This window comes from Pelorhabdus rhamnosifermentans, from assembly GCF_018835585.1.
GTDB lineage: Bacteria > Bacillota > Negativicutes > UMGS1260 > UMGS1260 > Pelorhabdus > Pelorhabdus rhamnosifermentans.
Genome location: NZ_JAHGVE010000005.1, coordinates 215369 through 234189, shown reverse-complemented (window position 1 = coordinate 234189; position 18821 = coordinate 215369). Strand labels below are relative to the sequence as shown.

At 41.2% G+C, this 18821-nt stretch carries 22 protein-coding genes; 20 read left to right on the top strand and 2 right to left on the bottom strand.

Going from position 1 to position 18821, the window contains the following annotated elements:
* The 4 genes from Ga0466249_RS08540 to Ga0466249_RS08525 form a co-directional block, all read left to right on the top strand.
* The coding region (locus Ga0466249_RS08540; protein WP_446686542.1) for an ABC transporter ATP-binding protein C-terminal domain-containing protein at nt 1–237 on the top strand (237 nt) is incomplete at its 5' end.
* 2 nt (nt 238–239) lie between these two features.
* Nucleotides 240–944: an ABC transporter ATP-binding protein gene (locus Ga0466249_RS08535; RefSeq protein ID WP_215829021.1), complete on the top strand. Its 705-nt coding sequence runs from the start codon at nt 240–242 to the stop codon at nt 942–944.
* A 34-nt stretch (nt 945–978) separates the two neighbouring features.
* On the top strand, nt 979–1623 hold the full coding sequence (locus Ga0466249_RS08530) for a CBS and ACT domain-containing protein (protein ID WP_215829020.1): 645 nt from the start codon (nt 979–981) through the stop codon (nt 1621–1623).
* 176 nt (nt 1624–1799) lie between these two features.
* Nucleotides 1800–2729, top strand: a complete 930-nt coding sequence (locus Ga0466249_RS08525) for a cation diffusion facilitator family transporter (protein WP_215829019.1) — start codon at nt 1800–1802, stop codon at nt 2727–2729.
* Between the two features lie 14 nt (nt 2730–2743).
* Here the strand turns inward: Ga0466249_RS08525 and Ga0466249_RS08520 are convergent, their stop codons facing one another.
* Entirely contained in the window at nt 2744–3433 is a 690-nt protein-coding gene (locus Ga0466249_RS08520) for a hypothetical protein (RefSeq protein ID WP_215829018.1), read from the bottom strand.
* A gap of 191 nt (nt 3434–3624) precedes the next feature.
* Here Ga0466249_RS08520 and yedF point away from each other — a divergent pair, with 191 nt between their 5' ends.
* The 12 genes from yedF to Ga0466249_RS08460 all read left to right on the top strand — a co-directional run bounded on the left by yedF (nt 3625) and on the right by Ga0466249_RS08460 (nt 12507).
* On the top strand, nt 3625–4230 hold the full coding sequence (yedF, locus tag Ga0466249_RS08515; protein WP_246588557.1) for a sulfurtransferase-like selenium metabolism protein YedF: 606 nt from the start codon (nt 3625–3627) through the stop codon (nt 4228–4230).
* An 18-nt stretch (nt 4231–4248) separates the two neighbouring features.
* A complete protein-coding gene (locus Ga0466249_RS08510; protein ID WP_215829016.1) occupies nt 4249–4530 on the top strand; it encodes a putative Se/S carrier protein in 282 nt (93 codons plus the stop codon).
* A gap of 1 nt (nt 4531) precedes the next feature.
* Entirely contained in the window at nt 4532–5389 is an 858-nt protein-coding gene (locus Ga0466249_RS08505; protein ID WP_312889736.1) for a mechanosensitive ion channel family protein, read from the top strand.
* On the top strand, nt 5386–5583 hold the full coding sequence (locus Ga0466249_RS08500) for a DUF951 domain-containing protein (RefSeq protein ID WP_215829015.1): 198 nt from the start codon (nt 5386–5388) through the stop codon (nt 5581–5583). Before Ga0466249_RS08505 ends, Ga0466249_RS08500 begins: the two co-directional genes overlap by 4 nt.
* Nucleotides 5584–5603: 20 nt before the next feature.
* Nucleotides 5604–6713 (top strand): redox-regulated ATPase YchF, encoded by a 1110-nt coding sequence (ychF, locus tag Ga0466249_RS08495; protein ID WP_215829014.1) that lies wholly within the window; start codon nt 5604–5606, stop codon nt 6711–6713.
* A gap of 218 nt (nt 6714–6931) precedes the next feature.
* Nucleotides 6932–7219 (top strand): 30S ribosomal protein S6, encoded by a 288-nt coding sequence (gene rpsF, locus Ga0466249_RS08490; protein ID WP_215829013.1) that lies wholly within the window; start codon nt 6932–6934, stop codon nt 7217–7219.
* 22 nt (nt 7220–7241) lie between these two features.
* Entirely contained in the window at nt 7242–7646 is a 405-nt protein-coding gene (locus tag Ga0466249_RS08485; protein ID WP_215829012.1) for a single-stranded DNA-binding protein, read from the top strand.
* A gap of 15 nt (nt 7647–7661) precedes the next feature.
* On the top strand, nt 7662–7892 hold the full coding sequence (gene rpsR, locus Ga0466249_RS08480) for a 30S ribosomal protein S18 (RefSeq protein WP_215829011.1): 231 nt from the start codon (nt 7662–7664) through the stop codon (nt 7890–7892).
* Nucleotides 7893–8279: 387 nt separating this feature from the next.
* On the top strand, nt 8280–9440 hold the full coding sequence (locus Ga0466249_RS08475) for a twin-arginine translocation signal domain-containing protein (RefSeq protein WP_215829010.1): 1161 nt from the start codon (nt 8280–8282) through the stop codon (nt 9438–9440).
* Between the two features lie 180 nt (nt 9441–9620).
* Nucleotides 9621–9833 (top strand): Sec-independent protein translocase subunit TatA/TatB, encoded by a 213-nt coding sequence (locus Ga0466249_RS08470; protein WP_215829009.1) that lies wholly within the window; start codon nt 9621–9623, stop codon nt 9831–9833.
* Nucleotides 9834–9843: 10 nt separating this feature from the next.
* Nucleotides 9844–10590 (top strand): twin-arginine translocase subunit TatC, encoded by a 747-nt coding sequence (gene tatC, locus Ga0466249_RS08465; RefSeq protein ID WP_215829008.1) that lies wholly within the window; start codon nt 9844–9846, stop codon nt 10588–10590.
* Nucleotides 10591–10767: 177 nt separating this feature from the next.
* The gene (locus Ga0466249_RS08460) at nt 10768–12507 is read left to right on the top strand and encodes a metallophosphoesterase (RefSeq protein ID WP_215829007.1); all 1740 of its coding nucleotides are present in this window, start codon (nt 10768–10770) and stop codon (nt 12505–12507) included.
* Nucleotides 12508–12572: 65 nt separating this feature from the next.
* Here Ga0466249_RS08460 and Ga0466249_RS08455 read toward each other — a convergent pair whose 3' ends face one another.
* A complete protein-coding gene (locus Ga0466249_RS08455) occupies nt 12573–14567 on the bottom strand; it encodes a methyl-accepting chemotaxis protein (protein WP_215829006.1) in 1995 nt (664 codons plus the stop codon).
* Nucleotides 14568–15086: 519 nt separating this feature from the next.
* Here Ga0466249_RS08455 and Ga0466249_RS08450 point away from each other — a divergent pair.
* The 4 genes from Ga0466249_RS08450 to rplI are packed head-to-tail and all read left to right on the top strand — an operon-like array spanning nt 15087 to nt 18799.
* Nucleotides 15087–15395: a MazG-like family protein gene (locus Ga0466249_RS08450; RefSeq protein ID WP_215829005.1), complete on the top strand. Its 309-nt coding sequence runs from the start codon at nt 15087–15089 to the stop codon at nt 15393–15395.
* A 4-nt stretch (nt 15396–15399) separates the two neighbouring features.
* Nucleotides 15400–16365, top strand: a complete 966-nt coding sequence (locus Ga0466249_RS08445) for a YybS family protein (protein WP_246588556.1) — start codon at nt 15400–15402, stop codon at nt 16363–16365.
* A gap of 15 nt (nt 16366–16380) precedes the next feature.
* Nucleotides 16381–18390, top strand: coding sequence for a DHH family phosphoesterase (locus Ga0466249_RS08440; protein ID WP_215829004.1), 2010 nt, complete (start codon nt 16381–16383; stop codon nt 18388–18390).
* Nucleotides 18350–18799: a 50S ribosomal protein L9 gene (gene rplI / locus Ga0466249_RS08435; protein ID WP_215829003.1), complete on the top strand. Its 450-nt coding sequence runs from the start codon at nt 18350–18352 to the stop codon at nt 18797–18799. The genes Ga0466249_RS08440 and rplI overlap by 41 nt, the downstream gene beginning before the upstream one ends.
* Nucleotides 18800–18821 lie beyond the last annotated feature (22 nt).

Below are 18821 nucleotides of genomic sequence, written 5' to 3'. Positions count from 1 at the left end.
GCGGCAGGGATGAATCCCCAGGAAACGCATGCGCTCATGGAAATGATTCGGTGGATTCGCAAAGAATTCAATCTGACGATCCTACTGATTGAGCATGATATGAGCTTGGTTATGGGTGTTTGCGAGCGCATTTATGTCCTTGATTATGGCATGATTATTGCCAGCGGCACACCGGCAGAAATCAAAAATAATCCGAAAGTCATTGAGGCTTATTTGGGCGAGGAGGTGGAGGTGTAACTATGCTAAAAATCGATAACATTCATGTATATTACGGAGCCATTCATGCGCTCAAAGGCATTAGCGTTAACGTCAATGAAGGCGAGATTGTGACGCTTATCGGTGCCAATGGTGCAGGGAAAAGCACCATCCTTCGGACCATCTCAGGACTCTTAAAACCCAAGACAGGGGAGCTGTTATTTGAAGAAAAAAGCCTGCTGGGTTATGGTGCTCAAAACATCGTAAAACAAGGCATCTCGCAGGTCCCTGAAGGACGGCGGATTTTTGCCAATATGACGGTGCTGGAAAATCTGGAATTGGGTGCCTATATTCGTAAGGATAAAAAAGGCATTGCCGACGATATGGGCAATGTTTTTAAACGGTTTCCGCGGCTGGCTGAACGGAAAAGTCAGATAGCCGGAACCTTATCAGGCGGCGAACAACAAATGCTTGCCATGGGGCGGGCGCTGATGAGTCGTCCTAGATTGTTATTACTTGATGAACCCTCCATGGGACTTGCGCCGCTCTTGGTAAAAGAAATTTTTTCGATTATCAAAGAAATCAATGAGACAGGAACAACGATTTTACTCGTCGAACAAAATGCGCATATGGCACTATCCATTGCCCATCATGCCTATGTACTTGAGACAGGACGCATTACCTTGTCTGGTACAGCGAAAGAGCTTGCGGCAAGTGAAGATGTGCGCAAGGCTTATCTAGGCGGCTAAGAAAGAAAAAGTGAAGATGTGAGGAGTGATTACGATGTTTGTAGCAACAAGGATGACGGAAAATCCTGTGACAGTAACTCCGGATACCTCTGTAACAGAGGCTAAGAATATGATGCAGAAGAACAAGTTTCGGCGCTTGCCCATTGTTCAAGATGGCAAACTTCTTGGTATTGTAACGGACCGTGATCTCAGGGAAGTATCACCTTCACCTGCTACGACGCTTTCTGTCTATGAAGCGAATTATCTTTTAGACAAGGTATTATTACGTGATATTATGAAGAAAAAGGTACTTACCATCTGTGCCGATGCTACCATTGAAGAGGCTGCACTGATTATGGCGCAACAGAAAATCGGTGGTCTTGTTGTTGTCGATGTAAAGGGCGCTGTCGTAGGGATTATTACGGAGACAGATATTTTTAAATGTTTTGTTGATGTCATGGGGTTGGCTGAAGGAAAGACACGCCTGACCATTGGCGGGGCTGATAAAATTGGTATGGTTCATGAAATTACGGGAATTTTTAAAGAGCTAGACATTAACATTAACAGTATGGTGGCTTTGACTGGTACTGAACAGCAAGGCGAACTCATTATTCGAGCCGATATTCAGGATGTGGAACTCTTGACGAAAAAGTTAGGAGACAAGGGGTATCCTGTGTTGCATATTGCGAAAATTGGCTGAATTTTGACGGCTATGTGGATTTTGTTTACACTCATTTTGCTTTATGCTAATATAATAGAATAGGAACAGACGACCGAAGTAGAAATCGGTGTAGTCGGGATTAGTAGCAGGAATCATTCTGCAGGACCGTGTTACGGTCTTGCACGTGATTCTTGTTGTATTTTTGGAGGGATTCGATGAACGCCAGCGAAGCGGCCCAATTAAAAAAAGGTGCTGCACGACTTTCCGTCATATCCAATACAATGCTTGTATTAACTAAACTTGTTGTGGGGGTTGCAACAGGTGCTATCAGTATTGTTTCTGAAGCTGCCCATTCGGCTGTAGATTTAATGGCAGCACTCATTGCTTTTTATGCAGTGAAAAAATCCAATTTACCCCCTGATCAAGATCATGCCTACGGTCACGGTAAATATGAAAATGTATCTGCTATGGCTGAAGCGCTATTGATTATCGGCGCAGCTCTCTGGATTGTTTACGAAGCTGTTCATAAGTTTTCTTCGGTAGAAAGCCCTGAGCATTTAGGGTACGGCATTGCCGTCATGCTGTTATCTATTCTTGTAAACTATTATGTTACGCGAAAGTTGCTGAAGGTGGCAAAATTAACGGAGTCAGCAGCGCTTGCAGCAGATGCTATGCACCTGCGAGCAGATATTTGGACATCAGTCGGCGTACTTGTGGGGTTGGTCCTCATTCGTGTGACAGGACTAAATGTTCTTGATCCTCTTATTGCGCTCTTTGTTGCAATCATTGTTTTTCGAGCCGGTTTTAAAATGACGAAGGAAAGCTTTTCTGAATTGACGGATGTCTGTTTGCCTGAAAGTGAAGAGCTTGTTATTCAGAAAATTATTCGTGCACACCCTGAGGTGATTACTTTTCACCGCCTTCGGACACGGCGGAGCGGAAGTTATCGGTTGATTGATGTTCATATTATTTTAAATAAGAATATGCATTTAGACAAGGCTCATGGTATTTGTGATCTCTTAGAACAGGAAATTAAGCAGGCTCTCGGTCGATGTGATGTCATTATTCATACAGAGCCTTGTGATTATCATGATGAACTAGGTGCTTGTCCGCTGTTACCACCGGAATCAAGCAAAAACAAGTAACAAGCAGGAGCTTGTTACTTGTTTTTTTTCGGGGAGACTCCGTTTGTTTTTGCTGTGGTTGTGGAAGGTTTTTCCACGGGGAAGGTCCAACGATGAGGACCTTGTACTTTTGGCTTATTGGGTGCGGCTGGACGAATTTCAGTACTTTTTCCTAGCGTTCCGCTTTGGGGACTTGTGGCTTGACCGGGTTTGATACTATCCCGGTACTTTTCCAATGTACGGCGAATGAGTTCCAATTGCAGAATTTGCTCGCCTGTTCGCTGGGGTGTATCACAGAGGGGATTATTGGTAGTGAGGAGGCGGAATAAGTCGACCGGGGCACAGGTTACACTGAGGAAATCGCTTGAAAAAGAAATTTTACATAACAATAAATCAAGGAAAATATCAATTAATGTACCGGCATTATCCATCCGGAGAACGGCGCGCTCAAAGATTTCTTTTGGGACGCCTGGTGTACGTGAAATTTCTTCAGCGGCGCCGACAAGTAAGCGTTGGGATGAAACAAGTACTTGATAGTTTGGCATAACTGCATTAATATCCGCCAGAATGGTATCAATAATACGTTGGGGTGTGGGAAGTGAAGTAGCACTTGAGCATGTTATTGAGTCTGTCTCTGTTGTGGATCCACTGCCTGTCGAGGTTGTTTTTGTTGTCGTGGAAGTTTTTGAAGTTGCCGAAGTCCTAGGGGGGGAACAATCTGCCATCACTTGGCCACCTCATTTCGCATTCAAATCTTAGTACACTATATGTGAAGGTCATGTTCTTTACGACTACGCACAAAGTGGGATGGAAAGGAGGATTTTTTCCTGTCAAAGTGGTAATAGTCATATCAGGAAAGAAGTGATCGATTCCAGTTTTTTTGAATGAATCACAAGGAATGGAAGGGGTCAAAGAAATGTCTGTTGAAGTGGATGCGCGCGGGATGATTTGTCCGGAACCCCTGCTTGCTACGAAAAAGGCACTTGAAGGGATCACAAGCGGTGTGATTACTACCTTAGTTGATAATGAAGCGAGTAAGGAAAATGTAATAAAATTTGCTATTTCCCAGAAATGTAGTGTTGTTGTGGAAGAACAAGACGGCGTATATTCGTTGCGTATAACGAAGCAAGCCTGTCCTATAGATCCCATAGTTACGACAAGTGTTCAAGTAGCTGATACGACTTCGGCATTAGGGAAGTCTGTATATTTAATTACTCATGATTCTCTAGGACATGGGAATGATGAATTAGGTCGTATCTTAATTAAATCCTTTTTTGTAGCTTTGCAAGAAAGTCGCCCCCAAATTCTAATGTTTTTAAATTCTGGCGTCAAACTAGCTGTTCAGTCTTCACCTGTTCTAGCGCATCTTAAGACGCTTGAAGCAGACGGCGTGGAAGTATTGGTATGTGGAACGTGCCTTGATTATTATCAGCTTAAGGACCAGCTTGTAGTGGGCAGCATATCTAATATGTATACCATTGTAGAAAATTTAAACAAGGCTAGTCGGGCCATTACTCTATGAGCAGAAACAGGGATTGTTATGAAGTTATTTTCTAATTATAATCGATTGGTGTCGTTTGTTTCTGTGCATCAAGCTGTTTTAGCTGAAGAAGCATTAAATCAGGCGGGTATTTCTGTCTTGCTTATACCCACGCCTCGAGATCTTGCAATTAGTTGTGGCATGTGTCTGCTTTTTTCGCAGTTAATGGAAGATACAGTTTTTGAAATTTTTTCTAAACAACATATTTTGTGGTCAAAATATTACAGCTGTCAGGCAGAAAGGCGCCTCTATGAAAAATTAGGCGATTATAAAGGAGGATGACGTGGGAGAATTATTACCATCTGCAATGCTTTTAGAACTTGGCAGCCGAATTTTCAGGTTGCTCGCAATTGTTGTATTGACAGGGATTGCTTTGCGCTTTTTAGGCGTAATTATTGATAGTCTGATTATGCCTAAGCCAGGCAGCAAAATGTTTTATTTAGAAGAAAAAAGAGCGAAAACTTTGACAGTCTTACTAAAGAGTATTATTCGTTATACTGTCTATTTTATTGCTGGACTGTCTATTTTGCATGAATTTCAAATTGATACTACATCTATTTTGGCTGGTGCCGGCATTGTGGGGTTGGCTGTTGGCGTGGGTGCTCAGGGTCTTGTGAAGGACACCATTACGGGATTTTTTATTATTTTAGAGGATCAATATTCTGTGGGGGATTATATTACTTGTAGTGACTTAGCTGGAACGGTAGAAGAAATTGGTTTTCGCGTCACAAAACTGCGGGATTCAACGGGTGTGCTTCATATTATTCCTAATGGTTCTATTAATAAAGTGAGTAATCATACACGAGGCTATATGCTTGCTACTGTTCTTGTACCTGTTAATTATGAAGCCGATTTGGATGAAGTCATGGGACTGCTTGATAAGGCTTGTGACGATGTGGGTAGTAACTTTGTGGAAGTCATTGATGGACCACATGTGATGGGTGTCGTTGATTTGCAGGAAGGCAATCTGTTTGTTAAGGTTACAGCTAAAACGGTACCTCTGGAACAAGGACGTGTGGAAACCGCTTTGCGTTATAAAATTAAACAGCTTTTTGAAGAGGCTGGAATTCCTCATCCATTGGCTTGGATAAAGCTGGACGAAAAGAAAAATCGGCTGAGTGCAAAGGAGACAAAATTATGATTGTGCGCTATGATGTTGGTGATGTCGTGAAAATGAAGAAAAATCATCCCTGTGGGGGTAATGAGTGGCAAATTTATCGGACAGGTATTGATTTTGGTATTACTTGCCTGACTTGTGGCCGTAAGGTGATGGTGCCGCGGGTTAAATTTGAAAAAGCTGTGAAGGCCATTGTTCGAAAAACAGCAGAATCTTGATAAGATAAGGTGGAAAGTTGATGAGTACAAATTTAGAAGTCGGTATTGTTGGTTTACCAAACGTAGGAAAAAGTACATTATTTAATGCCATAACCAAAGCCGGTGCGGAGGCCGCTAATTATCCTTTTTGCACTATTGAGCCTAATGTAGGTGTAGTAGACGTGCCTGATGTTCGGCTGGAGAGGCTGTCCGAGATGTTTAAGCCAAAGAAAACAACGCCTACAGCCATGCGGTTTGTCGATATCGCCGGTTTGGTAAAGGGTGCTTCAACAGGTGAGGGACTGGGCAATAAATTTTTAGCTCATATTCGGGAAGTCGATGCGATTGCGCAAGTTGTTCGCTGTTTTACTGATGCGAATGTTACACATGTTGAAGGTGCTTTAGATCCTTTGCGGGATATTGAAATTATTAATACGGAATTGTGTCTGGCTGATTTGGAAACAGTGGAAAAAAGACTGGATCGCGCCAAGAAAATGCTCAAGACAAGCGAGAAGAAGAAAGCTGAGGCTGAGATTGAACTTATGTCGAGGGTGAAGGAAGGCTTGGAAAAGGCTGAGCCTGCTCGTCGACTGGGTTTGAGTGATGATGAAAATATTCTGCTGAAGGAACTTAATTTATTGACATTAAAACCCGTTTTATTTGTAGCTAACTTAGGTGAAGATGAAGTGGCTGCACCGGAGGAAAATCCTTATTACCTCAAGGTTAAAGAGTATGCTTTAGCCGAACAGGCTCAGGTCATTGCTGTATCAGCGAAAGTAGAAGCTGAAATTGCTGAGCTTGATGATGAGGAAGCCAAGCTGTTTTTAGAGGAATTGGGTCTTAAGGAATCAGGTCTCGATAAATTGATTAAAGTGGGCTACGATCTTTTGGGGCTTATGAATTTTTTTACAGCAGGTGAACCAGAAGTTCGGGCCTGGACCATTTGTAAAGGGACGAAAGCGCCGCAGGCAGCAGGCAAGATCCATTCTGATATTGAGCGGGGCTTTATTCGGGCCGAAATTGTTTCATTTGATGATCTTATGGCTTGTGGTTCTAATCATGCAGCAAAAGAAAAGGGCCTTGTTCGGCTTGAAGGCAAGGATTATATTATGCAAGACGGTGACGTCACTTATTTCCGGTTTAATGTCTAAGATTGTCTGAATAAAAATGATTTCTGTTGTTTTTTAGCTGATAGGAATAGGCAGAATGCTTATTATCGTGGTTCAGGTTCAGGAGGTTGGGCTTGATTTTGATAGATAGATAGTCTATACTATATTAGTCAAGGACATGTAAGGTTTTCACAAAGAGAATTTGGAAAACCCTTCCTGCCCCATGGTGGGGCCATTAGTCCAAAGGAGGAGGTGATTTCGTGAGAAAATACGAAGTCGTGTTTATTTTTAAAGTGCTTGAAGAAGAGGCAACAAATACGGTTGTAACCAAATTTGAAAACCTCATTAAAAACAACGGCGGTGAAATCGAGAAGATTGACCGTTGGGGGAAAAAACGTTTAGCCTATGAAATTAAAGATATGACAGATGGTTACTACGTTTTAGTACATTTCAATGCGGAACCGGCAACGGTAAAAGAACTCGATCGTGTGGCTAAAATTACTGAAGAAGTATTGAAGCACATGATTGTTAAAGTAGACGAGAAATAATTAAAGTCAAGGGGATGAAACCATGAATAAGGTTATATTAGTTGGTCGCCTTGCACAAGATCCTGAAGTGCGTTATACGCAGACAGGCAAGGCCGTAGCATCTTTTTCTTTAGCTGTCAATCGCTATGCAGGCCAAGGACAAACCGAGGCAGACTTTATACCCATCGTAGCATGGGAGAAACTAGCCGAAATTTGTGGCAACAATCTTACCAAAGGACAAAGAATATTAATCGAAGGACGTCTTACCATTCGTTCTTATGAAGCGAATGATGGTCAGAAACGTCGTGTTGCTGAAGTAATTGCTCAGAACATGGAGTTCTTGGAGAAAAAGCAGTCACATAGTTCTGCTGAATCAACAGGCGGTAATTCATTTGATGCCAAATCCTTTGGCAAAGAAGTCTTCCCTGAAGAAGAAATACCATTTTAAAAGGGAGGTTATGTAGTGAAGCGCGAAAGAGGCAGAAAGCCAAAGAAAAAGGTTTGTAGTTTCTGTGTTGATAAAATTCAGACTATTGATTATAAAGATGTGCCGAGACTTCGCCGTTATACGACAGAACGCGGTAAGATTTTACCTCGTCGTATTTCTGGTAACTGTGCCAAACATCAACGTCAATTGACAACAGCAATTAAACGGGCTCGTAATATTGCATTACTGCCGTTTACAGCAGAATAATAAATTAAAGGAGAATCAGTATGATTCTCCTTTTTGTTACTTTAAAACTTAAAGATAAGGTTTCATAATAATTAGGCTACTCTAGTATTTGGTGATAAAGTCGTAATTCTTAAAAGTATGGAAGTATAGTGTAAATTACAATCATATATGTAAAATGCCCTCTATATCATCAGCATGAACTGATGTGATGTAGAGGGTGTTTTTTTTTGACATTTTTTAGCACATATTTTTGTCAATATTCAACTTAATGAAATATTAGTCTTTTGTTAACGAAAGCTTAATATGTAATCGAAGGAAACAACTAAGCCTGAGCAGAAACAATCTATGAACTTAAATAAAATGGTAAAAAGCAGGGCTAATCAAATGTTTATGTAAGGGGGATTTAGAATGAGTGAGTTGTTTTCGAATCTTAATTTAGATTGTAATCGTCGTGATTTTATCAAAAAGTCATCGGGTGCAATGGCAGCATTAGCTTTTGCTTCGTTGCCGATTACGGTTCAGGCGGCGCCATTAAGGGTAACTAGTTTGTCACTACCAGAATGTCTCAATCTTGATCCGGTGACGATGGCAAGAAAATCACCTTGTATTCAAGCGGCATATCAGTACATATTAACCGTGGCTAATGAGATTCAAAATGAAGATTTACGTATACGTACGTTGGAAATTTTAAATAATCCCGCGCCAACGTTAATGGAACTTTACCCTGCTTATAGGGAAAAAGAAAGGGTGAAACAACAGTTAGTGTCTGCCGGGTATATAGCTTCCGACGCTCAATATGAAGATTTTTTACCTCCTTATACGACGTTGGAACAATCAGTTATTCCTTTTTATGCGGCACCAGGCAGCGGCTATTATAGTCATCATGCCTATCCGGGTGGATTAGCTACGCATGTTGCTGTTAATGTAAAAGCCTCGCTCGGATTTTTTAATGCTTACAAGGACATTTATTTTTTGCCGATGGATCGGGACATTGTTTTGGGCGCACAATTACTCCATGATCTTCACAAGCCGTGGGTTTTCCAATGGCAGGAAAACGGTGTATCTCGTACGGAATATACGATTGCAGGGACAGGTCAGCACCATATTTTGAGTATTGCGGAATTGATTCATCGTAATTTTCCACCCCAATTAATTGTGGCTCTTGCTTGTGCCCATAATCATCCCGGTACGGACAATGACGAGCATGACGTGGTGAATTGGCTTAAAGCGGCGTCCATTTTAGCTGGAAAAGACCCCGTAGATGTTGGCTTATTGTCGTCGACGGGCAAAACTTTGCCTCTGCCGCGTCGTACAGAAGGTTTTCTTGTCCATCTAGGTGATCATGACTTTGTTTTGGCTGGAGCAGCGTCCAAGTGGATGGTCGCGAAATTGGGCGATATTGCTAAAGCTGAATATTCTTTTACTGAAGCAGATCTTAAGACTTCCCGATTTTATGCTTTTCGTAATTATGTGTTTTCCCAAGTTACTTTGGACCAATTGTACTTGATTTGGACGATAAAAGGAGATGAGGCATTAATCGATATGGTGAAGTCCATCGTGAATGTATAAAAATTAGCCATAGCTGAATGGTGTATGAACAATTTTCTTTCTTGGGAAAGAGGCTTATTGGACTTTTGTTAAGATTTGATTATCAATTGGTTAGGAAGTACCTGCGATGATTGTTTTTTGTCTTGGTGGTTATTATAATGTTATTTAAAAGCGTCAATTTATTCCAAAGGGTGTGAAAAAATGTTTAATTTGGGTATGTCTGAACTTGTATTAATTTTGGTTATTGCTTTAGTTGTTTTTGGTCCTGGTAAGCTTCCTGAAGTAGGGAAAGCTATCGGCAAGGGAATCCAGGAGTTTAAGCAGGCTACGACCAATCCCGGCTCAGAAGCGGTCGTTAAGGCTGAAACCAAGTCTCTTATCAGCGAACCTAAGACACTGGAAGAGCACAAGTGAGGTTTTGGCGATGAAAATAGCGCAGCAGGAAGAAGTTTGTGCTGAGAGTTTTGCCGGGGCTGCAGAGGGCGTCATGTCTCTTGTGGATCATTTGCAGGAATTCAGGCAACGGCTCATTAAAGTCATCATTGCCATCGTGATTGCCAGTAGTTGCAGCTATATTTTTTCAGCCGATATTGTTGCTTGGATGACTCAACCGGCGGGTAAGCTGTATTATATGCATCCTGCTGAGGCTTTTTTTACTTATATGAAAGTTGCTGTTGTTGTTGGTTTCTTGATTACTTTACCTGTGACAATGTATCAAGTCTGGGCCTTCCTGTTACCCGCTTTAAAAAAACGGGAAAAACACACTGCCACCTTCTTCATGCTTGCTTCAGTAGTGCTTTTTGTGCTTGGTTTGGTTTTTGCTTACTTCTTTGCCCTGCCAGCTGGTGTTCGTTTTATGTTAGGCTTTGAAAGTGATAATTTGCAGCCCCTCTTTTCGATTGGTGATTACGTATCTTTTGTCCTGTCTTTTTTGTTACCTTTTGGACTTATTTTTGAATTGCCGCTGTTTATTCTTGTGGCTGCTCACTTTGGTTTGGTTAGTGGTGAGTTTTTGAAAGCCAAACGGAAAGCTGTTTTGGTGTTGGCTTTCATAGTAGGAGCCATCTTGTCACCTACACCGGATATTCTTTCACAGACACTTGTGGCTGTGCCATTGATGGTCCTCTATGAATTGAGTCATTTGATTGTCCGTTATATTTTGCACAAATAAATTTTATTCATTTATTGGGTCTGAATCTTTTCTTGATTTCAGATCCTTTGTGTTTGTTTTCACAGTTTGTTTTAAAAGCTTAAAGATAACTTAACACAATGTTAATTATTAACAAAGCTAGACCGATTATAATGGAGGCGTAAAGTTTGTTCAGTGTATTTGATGAGGAGGGTTAGTGTGGAAGAAAGAAAAAGTCTATTTGAATTGTTTACGGAGCATCAACAGTGTATGAATCGACGGTCTTTTCTTAAAACATGTGGAGCCTCTATGCTTCTAGCTAGTTTGCCTGTAAATATTATGCAGGCTTTTGCTGAAGAAAAGGTTGAAATTCACTCAGGTGCAACGCCAGATCATGTGATGTTGTCGTGGACTATGGACCCTAAAACAACACAGACGGTTGTTTGGCGTGCCGCAGATAGCAACGCAAAAGGAACAATCCAATGGGTTAAAACAGAAGAATTCAAGCATTCTTCATGGGAGCATGCAGACAAAGCCGTGGCAACGAATGATATTTTACATACTGAATTCGGCGATGTAACCGTTCAATATGCTACAATTGAAGGTTTAAAACCAAGTACTCATTATATGTATCGTGTACAAGACGGAAAAGACTGGAGTGACCCCTGTGATTTTGTTACTCAGCCGTCTGCAAAGCAGCCTTTTAAATTTCTGGTTTTTGGTGATTCTCAAAGCGGATTGCCTAAAAATCCCGAATATGGACCTTGGCGGACAACGATTCATAATGCTTATCAGGCCCATTCGGATGCGGTTTTTTTCATGGTGGTAGGTGATCTTGTTGAGGTGGGACAAGACTACAGACATTGGAACAACTGGTATGCTGCTGCAAAAGATGTAGCTGAGAAAATTCCACATATGGCGGTACCTGGTAATCATGAAACTTATGATGTACCGGAAGAAAATCATTCTGTGAAACCCATTTATTATACCAAGCAAAACAAATTACCTGCCAATGGCCCGGATGCTTTAATCGGACAAGTGTATTCTTTCGATTATGGCGATGTTCATTTTTCTATTTTGGATAGTCAAGCCGATGAAGAAGGGCAATATGTACCAAATATGCTTCAGCTTGAAGCCGAATGGCTTGACAACGATTTGGCAGCAACGAATCAAAAATGGAAAATTGTCTTATTCCATAAAACACCCTACTATAACAAAGCTGTGCGGGCCAATGAAAAGCTAAAAGCAGTGATACTACCTGTTATTGATAAACATCATGTCGATGTTGTCATCAATGGTCATGACCATGGTTACTCTCGTACCTATCCGATATATCAGGATTCTTTTGTAGATAGTCCGGCTCAAGGTACGGTCTATATTGTAGCGGGACGCAGCGGAAATAAATTTTATACCGATTTATCACAAAAAATCTGGGATGCCTTTTTTCATGATCCTCAGGCTGAACCGAATTACCTTGTTGTTGAGGCTATGGGCGATCAATTAGTTATTAATGCTTACACGCAAAGTGGGGAGCTTATTGAGCGGTATAGTATTGATAAAGTCAGTGGGAAGGATTCGCCCTTGACGATGCTTCCTGAACGCTCTCAGCAACCACGGTTGGTTATCTGGGGGAATATGCTTCAAACGCCGCTCCTGAGTGCTGTACCACAAAAAATAGCCGATGCATGGCATGTTCCTTTGCGGGCCTTTTTTGAATTTATTGGTGCTTCCGTCGATATAATGGGTGGAGGGCGAATTGCCGTAAAATATCAAAAAACTAACCTGATTTTCCAGATGAATGATACGCAAGTGATTGTGAATGACCAACCTTCGGTTCTTCAATACCCTTTGGCTACTGTTCAGGGGGCAACGCTTATTGCCGCAGAAGATTTAAAAAAATTACTAGGCTTTGGTTATCGCTATGATGCTAAATTGAATATGCTATTTTTGGCAAAATAAACGATTTTTTCAAAAAAAGCTCGCACCACTTTTTTAGAGTGGCACGAGCTTTTTTGTTTATTATTCTATTGTAATTTAAATACAGCAACAATTTCTTTTAAATCGATAGCAAATTGTGAGAGCGTATGACTGGATGCGGCAATTTCCTGGATGGCTGCTGTTTGTTCTTGTGTAGCAGCTGATACGGTTTGAGTATGGCTGGATGTTTTTCCACTGGCTGTTGTAATGGCCTCCATGGATCTAGCCACCTGTGAACCATCTCCAGCAATTTGCTGAATGGAAGCAGAAATTTCTTGTACTTGCTTGAGGGTTTCCTGAGAAACGGTAGTAATTTTTTTAAAGATGTCACCAGCGAGATCGACAGCTTCCTTCCCTGCATGTACTTCAATATTTTGATCATTCATAGCTGTTACGGCATTATTTGTATCAGACTGTATTTCAGCGATAAGTTCAGCAATTTGTTTGGCGGCTGCTTGTGACTGTTCGGCAAGCTTGCGCACTTCTTCAGCAACGACAGCAAAACCACGGCCTTGTTCACCCGCGCGAGCCGCTTCAATTGCTGCATTTAAAGCGAGTAGGTTGGTTTGACTGGCAATATTCGAAATGGTATCGATAATTTGACCAATTTCTTGCGAGCGTTGTCCTAAATTCGTGACAACACCTGTTGATTTTTTTACAGCACTTTCAATATTATTCATTTGGGTAATGACGTTTTCAATGGTCTCTTTGCCATTATCGGCAGCTCCAGCTGTTTCCTTCGAACTTTGTGCTGCTGTGGAGGAGGCGGTTGCAACTGCGTTAATACTCAGCGTCATTTTTCCCACGACACTTGTTGTTGCGTGAATTTCTTGCGTTTCGTTTTCGATCGTATTAGCAATATTTGTTATCGATTGAGCTACTTGTGTAGCGGCTTGCGCTGATTGTTCAGAACTATCTGTTACTTGTTGAGAAGAATCAGATAATTGTTCGGCATGAAGCAGTACCTGGGCTGTAATACGGCGCAGTTCGTCAATGGTTTGATTAACGGCGTCTGCTAGCTGGCCGAGTTCATCAGAGGTTTTGAGTGATAGTCTTTGTGTTAAATCACCGTTACCTAATTTTTTTACTACGTTCATAATATGAAATAATGGTTGGAGCATTTTTTTTAACAGGTGCCATGATAGGAAGGATAAAATAAGTAGCAATACAATTAAAATAAGTAATGAAGAAGTGAAGCTGTGATAGAAGCTTTCAAAAAGTTCTTGCTTGGGGATGTTTACCATAACTGACCAACCTGTTGATTCGATGGGATTTAAGGCAATGGCCTCTTTTGTACCTGCTTCATTTGTAATTTCAGCAGTTGTAGATTTAGCTGTTTTCATTAAATTTTGCACATCGGCTTGAATGGGCTTTCCATCTAATACGAGTTGTTCATTCTTGTGTGCCACATATTTTCCTGATGGTGCAATAATGCTGGCATAACCTGTCTTTCCAATAAGTGTCTGACTAATCATGGCTTGCAAATAATTTACTTTTACACCTTGAATGAGCACACGAAAGACATGGTTTTCTTTATCTTTAATCGGATAGGCAAAAACGATACTTGCCTGCCCGGTTGAATTGGAAATAAGAACATCACTGATTTGCGGCTGTCCTGTGGCCATAACGGCTTTAAAATAGTCACGATCAGCTCGTGTGGAGTGGAGTTGCTTGGCGTCAAATGGATACAAGTTGATAACGGAGCCTTGGGCGTCAGCAACCATTAAGCTATAAACACCTGGAATGGTCTTAGCATACCCGGCGAGTTCTTGCTGGGCGGCATTATAATCATTACTGGCAATGAGGGGATTTTCAGCGATTGCTTGACCCGAACTTATTAAACAGGAAGTGTAGGCGTCTACAGCATGTGATAATTGAGCCGACTGATTCCTTAGATTTACTTCATTATCGCGGTAAATGGAATTGTAAAGACTGTACAGATTTGTGCCGCTAAGTAAGATGCCTGTAGCTGTAATCATACCGATGAACAGTACAATGAGTTTTGTTCTAATACTTGTTTGGCTTAAGTGTAAGAATTTCATAATACATCAGACTTCCTTTCTGTAAGTAGAGGTAAATGAAATAGTTCTTATTTGTTGTATTCCAGTTTGTTTTTCTTTTTCCTGTATATAGCAAGAAAAAAGACTGATATTTCAAAATCTGGTTTTATGACCGTTGTGACTGAAAAGCTGTTCTCTATGTACGATGAGGCCCTAGCCTAAGGCACGCTATATAGGCAGTAATAATATTTCCGGAAAATAACATTAGGTTATATAGCCTATGTCTGCTTTATGACAGGTGTCATATTTTAGTAACTAGTACGCTGAAAGCGCCAGTTACTGGAACTTTTTATTGTGGCATCATGAATTGTCAGCGGGGAAAAATCCAATAGTTGCTCTGCTGCCAAATAGTGTTTATAATTAATCTCAATAAGCGATTCTTTTCTTCCTTTTGTACTTTTTCAGAGCTGTTAAGTAAGTAGCAGGAAAGCTATTCTTAAGGTTAGAATAATAGTAGTAACTATTTTGGGGAAGCATTGTGTTACACAGGGAGGAACTTTTGTGTTTACACCTGAATCAGATTTGCTGAGCAAACTCAAATTAATGGAGCGGCTCAAAGCGCAGCTTGTTATTGGCACGGGTCAAGTGTTTGAAGCCCTTGCTGATTATGGAGAAAAATCTTTGTTAGATGCTTTAGCTAATTTGGCTATTACTGTCTATGTACTTGCTAGACGGCTCGGTATCGATTTTGCTTCGCTTGAAGCGGATATGCTAACGAAATTAAGGCAATCAGGCAAGCGTGACAGTCAACTTGAAAAGCTATTTGGTGATTATAGCCAACTTGAGCGTTATTTAAAACAGAAGAGGTGAATTCATGAGTTCTCAGTCTCGTTCAGTAACTCCCATGGTAGAAGGGGGGATTCTTTCTGCTGTAGCGATAATTTTCGCCTTTATTAGCGCTTACTTGCCTGTTATTGGTGCATTTATCAATTTTATATGGCCTGTTCCGATTATTTTGCTTGGCGTAAGGCATGGCTATCGTTATAGTGTAATGGCCACAGTTGTGGCAGGATTGCTCATTGCCTTATTAATGCATCCTATGCAAGCTGTAACTGTTGTTGTTGGGTTTGGTCTTATTGGTATTGCCTTAGGTCATTCTTTCCGAAACAACCATTCACCAGTAAAGACTATCTTTATTGGTTCAGTGGCCTCGCTTGTATCAAAAATTGCCGTGCTTGCCATTACTGCCGCTGTGATGGGTTACAATCCCCTTAGTATGGAAACAGAATCTTTTCAAGCAGCCATCAGTCAAGTACTTGATTTTTATCGGTCCGCGGGCTATAGTGAGGAAGATTTAGCTAAGACAGCCCAGACCATGACAACTATTGTGGATATTGTGAAAGTGATTTTTCCAGCCGGATTTGTCTTGGCATCTTTTTTTGATACATTTTTTAATTATTGGCTGGCTAAGAAAGTACTAAAAAGACTGGGCTATAGCTATTCCGCTTTTCCTCCTTTTCGTCAGTGGTGTTTGCCACGATGGGTTGTGGTAATCTTTTTAGTCGGACTTGCCATGCTGTTGTTTGGCAAATCGAATCAGAATGACTTAATTTATAATATCGGCATGAATATTGAAGTATCAGGCAGTGTGCTGCTTCTTATACAGGGATTGGCGTTATTTTACTACCTTGCCGAGAAATACAATTTGTCAAGATTTGTACGGGGGATTATACTAGTCTTAATACTAACAAACGGTCTTTTTACGCAGATTGTTATTATTGTTGGAGCTTTTGATGCTGTTGTCGATTATAGGCAACTGCGATTGCTCCGTCTGAAGTAAACTGGAGGGTTTGGTATGTCACAAGGCCCATCTTCTTGGTTTGATACAAGGATTTATCTTGCTGTAGCAGCAGCGCTACTTGCAATCATCCTGTTTTATAACCAGTATGTTGCAGTGCTGGGAGCTGTTTTACTCTATGCTCTGTATTGTTATGGTAGGGAAAGACATCTCGAACGGCAACATGCACTTGCAGTTTATATGGAATCCATGACTGGACATATCGATGAAGCTTGTCTTTACGCTCTTCAGGGGCTGCCTGTAGCTATTGCCCTTATTGATGAAGAGGGATTGATTCATTGGTGCAATCATGTTTTAACAGAGTGGTCCAATAATCAAGGCCGGGCTGGCGAGAATATTTTCGATTTTTGGCCAGATTTGCCTGTGGATCGTCTGAAAGATAACGCAGGTTCCTTTATTTTTGCCGTGGATAACAAGAAATATCATGTGCAGTATCGTATTACTGGAGAAGGTGACAGGCCACTTAGATTGTTTTATCTGACAGATATTACAGAAACTGAGATACTTCGCACGAAGGTGCGCGATTTAATGCCTGTTTTCGCTTATATTCAAATTGATAACTATGTTGACGTACTCAAAGGTTTGAATGAAACACAAAAAACGGCTATTCTAGCTGAAGTGAATCAAAAACTTGTCGAGTGGATGACGGAACTCAATGGGTTTTTAAAGAAATACAGTGAAGAACTTTATATCGGTGTATTTAATCATCACGCTCTAGAAAAGTTGCTTCAGGATCGCTTTGATATTTTGGATAAGGTGCGGGATATTCATGGCGGAAATAAAATCCCATTGACATTAAGTATGGGTGTTGCTGCCGATGAGTCGTCTATTGCAGCTCTTGATCAAAGAGCGCAAGCGGGTCTGGATTTGGCTTTGGGCCGTGGCGGGGATCAGGCTTCTGTTCATATTGCAGGAAAAATGCAATTCTATGGAGGTAAGACCAAAGCGGTTGAAAAAAATACTCGCGTCAAGGCTCGGATTGTGGCGCAGGCAATTCGTGACACCATTTCGGATGCTGAGCTTGTGCTTGTTATGGGTCACTTAGCCGAAGATTTTGATTCGCTGGGAGCGGCGTTGGGTGTTGCAAAAATGGCGCGTATTTTAAACAAGCCTGTTCATATTATTATGAGTCCTACGAGTTTAGCTGTGAATAAGTTAATGGATCTTGTGCCGGAATATAAAGAGTATGAAAACTTACTGATTACGCCGGAACAAGCATCTGCGCTCATTATTCCTCATACCTTAGCGTTCGTTGTTGACACGCATCGTCCGGAAATGACGGCAGCGCCAGATGTTTTAACAAAGGTTTCCAAGACCATTGTCATTGATCACCATCGGCGCAGTGAATCTTTTATTCGTAATTCCCTGTTAGTTTATTTGGAGCCTTCTGCTTCTTCTACAAGCGAGCTTGTAACAGAACTACTCATGTATTTTGATGATAATGTTGATTTAACCCGTTTGGAAGCATCTGGTCTTTATGCGGGAATTATTGTTGATACGAAGCATTTTACTGTGCAGACAGGTGTTCGAACTTTTGAGGCGGCTTCTTATCTCAGGCGTAGCGGGGCGGATCCTTCTATTGTTCGTCATCTCTTCCGCATGGATTTTGAGTCCATTCGTTCCCGTGCCCTGATCATGAATAATACAGAAATGTATCCTGGCGGTATTGTGATTGCCATCTGTCCCGATAACATTAAAGAGGCACAGGTTGTTGCCGCTCAGACGGCAGATCTGCTGCTTAGTATTGAAGGAGTGAATGCTAGTTTTGTGCTGATCAGTGGCGACGATGGCGTTGGCATTAGTGCTCGTTCGGAAGGTGATATTAATGTACAACTCATTATGGAAGCACTCGGCGGCGGTGGTCATCAACTTGTTGCCGGAGTTAAAGTAAAGGGTTTTACAGTAGATGAAGTGAAAAGTAAGTTATTAACTATTGTTGATCAATATTTGGAGGAGAGTGAATCACATGAAATTAATTCTACAACAAGAAGTGAAAAAACTTGGTAATAAGGGTGATATTATAGATGTATCTGAAGGCTATGCCCGCAATTTTTTATTACCGAAAAAATTAGCTGTTGTGGCTACATCTACAAACGTCAATTCAGCTGTGCAGAAGAAGGCGGCAGAAGAAAGAAAATCGCAGCAGTTGCTTGATGAAGCGAAGGTGATGGCGGCACAGCTCACGAAAGTGAGTGTTACTGTGGAAGCCAAGCTGGGTAACGGTGGTAAACTTTTTGGTTCTATTACAGCACAGGATGTGGCGGATGCTTTAAAAAAACAATATAATATTGAACTAGATAAACGAAAAATTGAAATGAAAGATCCTGTTAAGAGTTTAGGTGTTTATCAAGTAACCGTGAAAATTCACGCCGAAGTAACTTCTCAAATTGAAATGAAAGTCGTGGCAAAAGCATAAACTCTCCGGCCCGTGTTTGATG

Coding starts and splice junctions, on each gene's coding strand:
- Ga0466249_RS08535 (WP_215829021.1), top strand. CDS start 240: ATGCTAAAAATCGATAACATTCATGTATATTACGGAGCCATTCATGCG.
- Ga0466249_RS08530 (WP_215829020.1), top strand. CDS start 979: ATGTTTGTAGCAACAAGGATGACGGAAAATCCTGTGACAGTAACTCCG.
- Ga0466249_RS08525 (WP_215829019.1), top strand. CDS start 1,800: ATGAACGCCAGCGAAGCGGCCCAATTAAAAAAAGGTGCTGCACGACTT.
- Ga0466249_RS08520 (WP_215829018.1), bottom strand. CDS start 3,433: ATGGCAGATTGTTCCCCCCCTAGGACTTCGGCAACTTCAAAAACTTCC.
- yedF (WP_246588557.1), top strand. CDS start 3,625: ATGTCTGTTGAAGTGGATGCGCGCGGGATGATTTGTCCGGAACCCCTG.
- Ga0466249_RS08510 (WP_215829016.1), top strand. CDS start 4,249: ATGAAGTTATTTTCTAATTATAATCGATTGGTGTCGTTTGTTTCTGTG.
- Ga0466249_RS08500 (WP_215829015.1), top strand. CDS start 5,386: ATGATTGTGCGCTATGATGTTGGTGATGTCGTGAAAATGAAGAAAAAT.
- ychF (WP_215829014.1), top strand. CDS start 5,604: ATGAGTACAAATTTAGAAGTCGGTATTGTTGGTTTACCAAACGTAGGA.
- Ga0466249_RS08485 (WP_215829012.1), top strand. CDS start 7,242: ATGAATAAGGTTATATTAGTTGGTCGCCTTGCACAAGATCCTGAAGTG.
- Ga0466249_RS08475 (WP_215829010.1), top strand. CDS start 8,280: ATGAGTGAGTTGTTTTCGAATCTTAATTTAGATTGTAATCGTCGTGAT.
- Ga0466249_RS08470 (WP_215829009.1), top strand. CDS start 9,621: ATGTTTAATTTGGGTATGTCTGAACTTGTATTAATTTTGGTTATTGCT.
- tatC (WP_215829008.1), top strand. CDS start 9,844: ATGAAAATAGCGCAGCAGGAAGAAGTTTGTGCTGAGAGTTTTGCCGGG.
- Ga0466249_RS08455 (WP_215829006.1), bottom strand. CDS start 14,567: ATGAAATTCTTACACTTAAGCCAAACAAGTATTAGAACAAAACTCATT.
- Ga0466249_RS08445 (WP_246588556.1), top strand. CDS start 15,400: ATGAGTTCTCAGTCTCGTTCAGTAACTCCCATGGTAGAAGGGGGGATT.
- Ga0466249_RS08440 (WP_215829004.1), top strand. CDS start 16,381: ATGTCACAAGGCCCATCTTCTTGGTTTGATACAAGGATTTATCTTGCT.
- rplI (WP_215829003.1), top strand. CDS start 18,350: ATGAAATTAATTCTACAACAAGAAGTGAAAAAACTTGGTAATAAGGGT.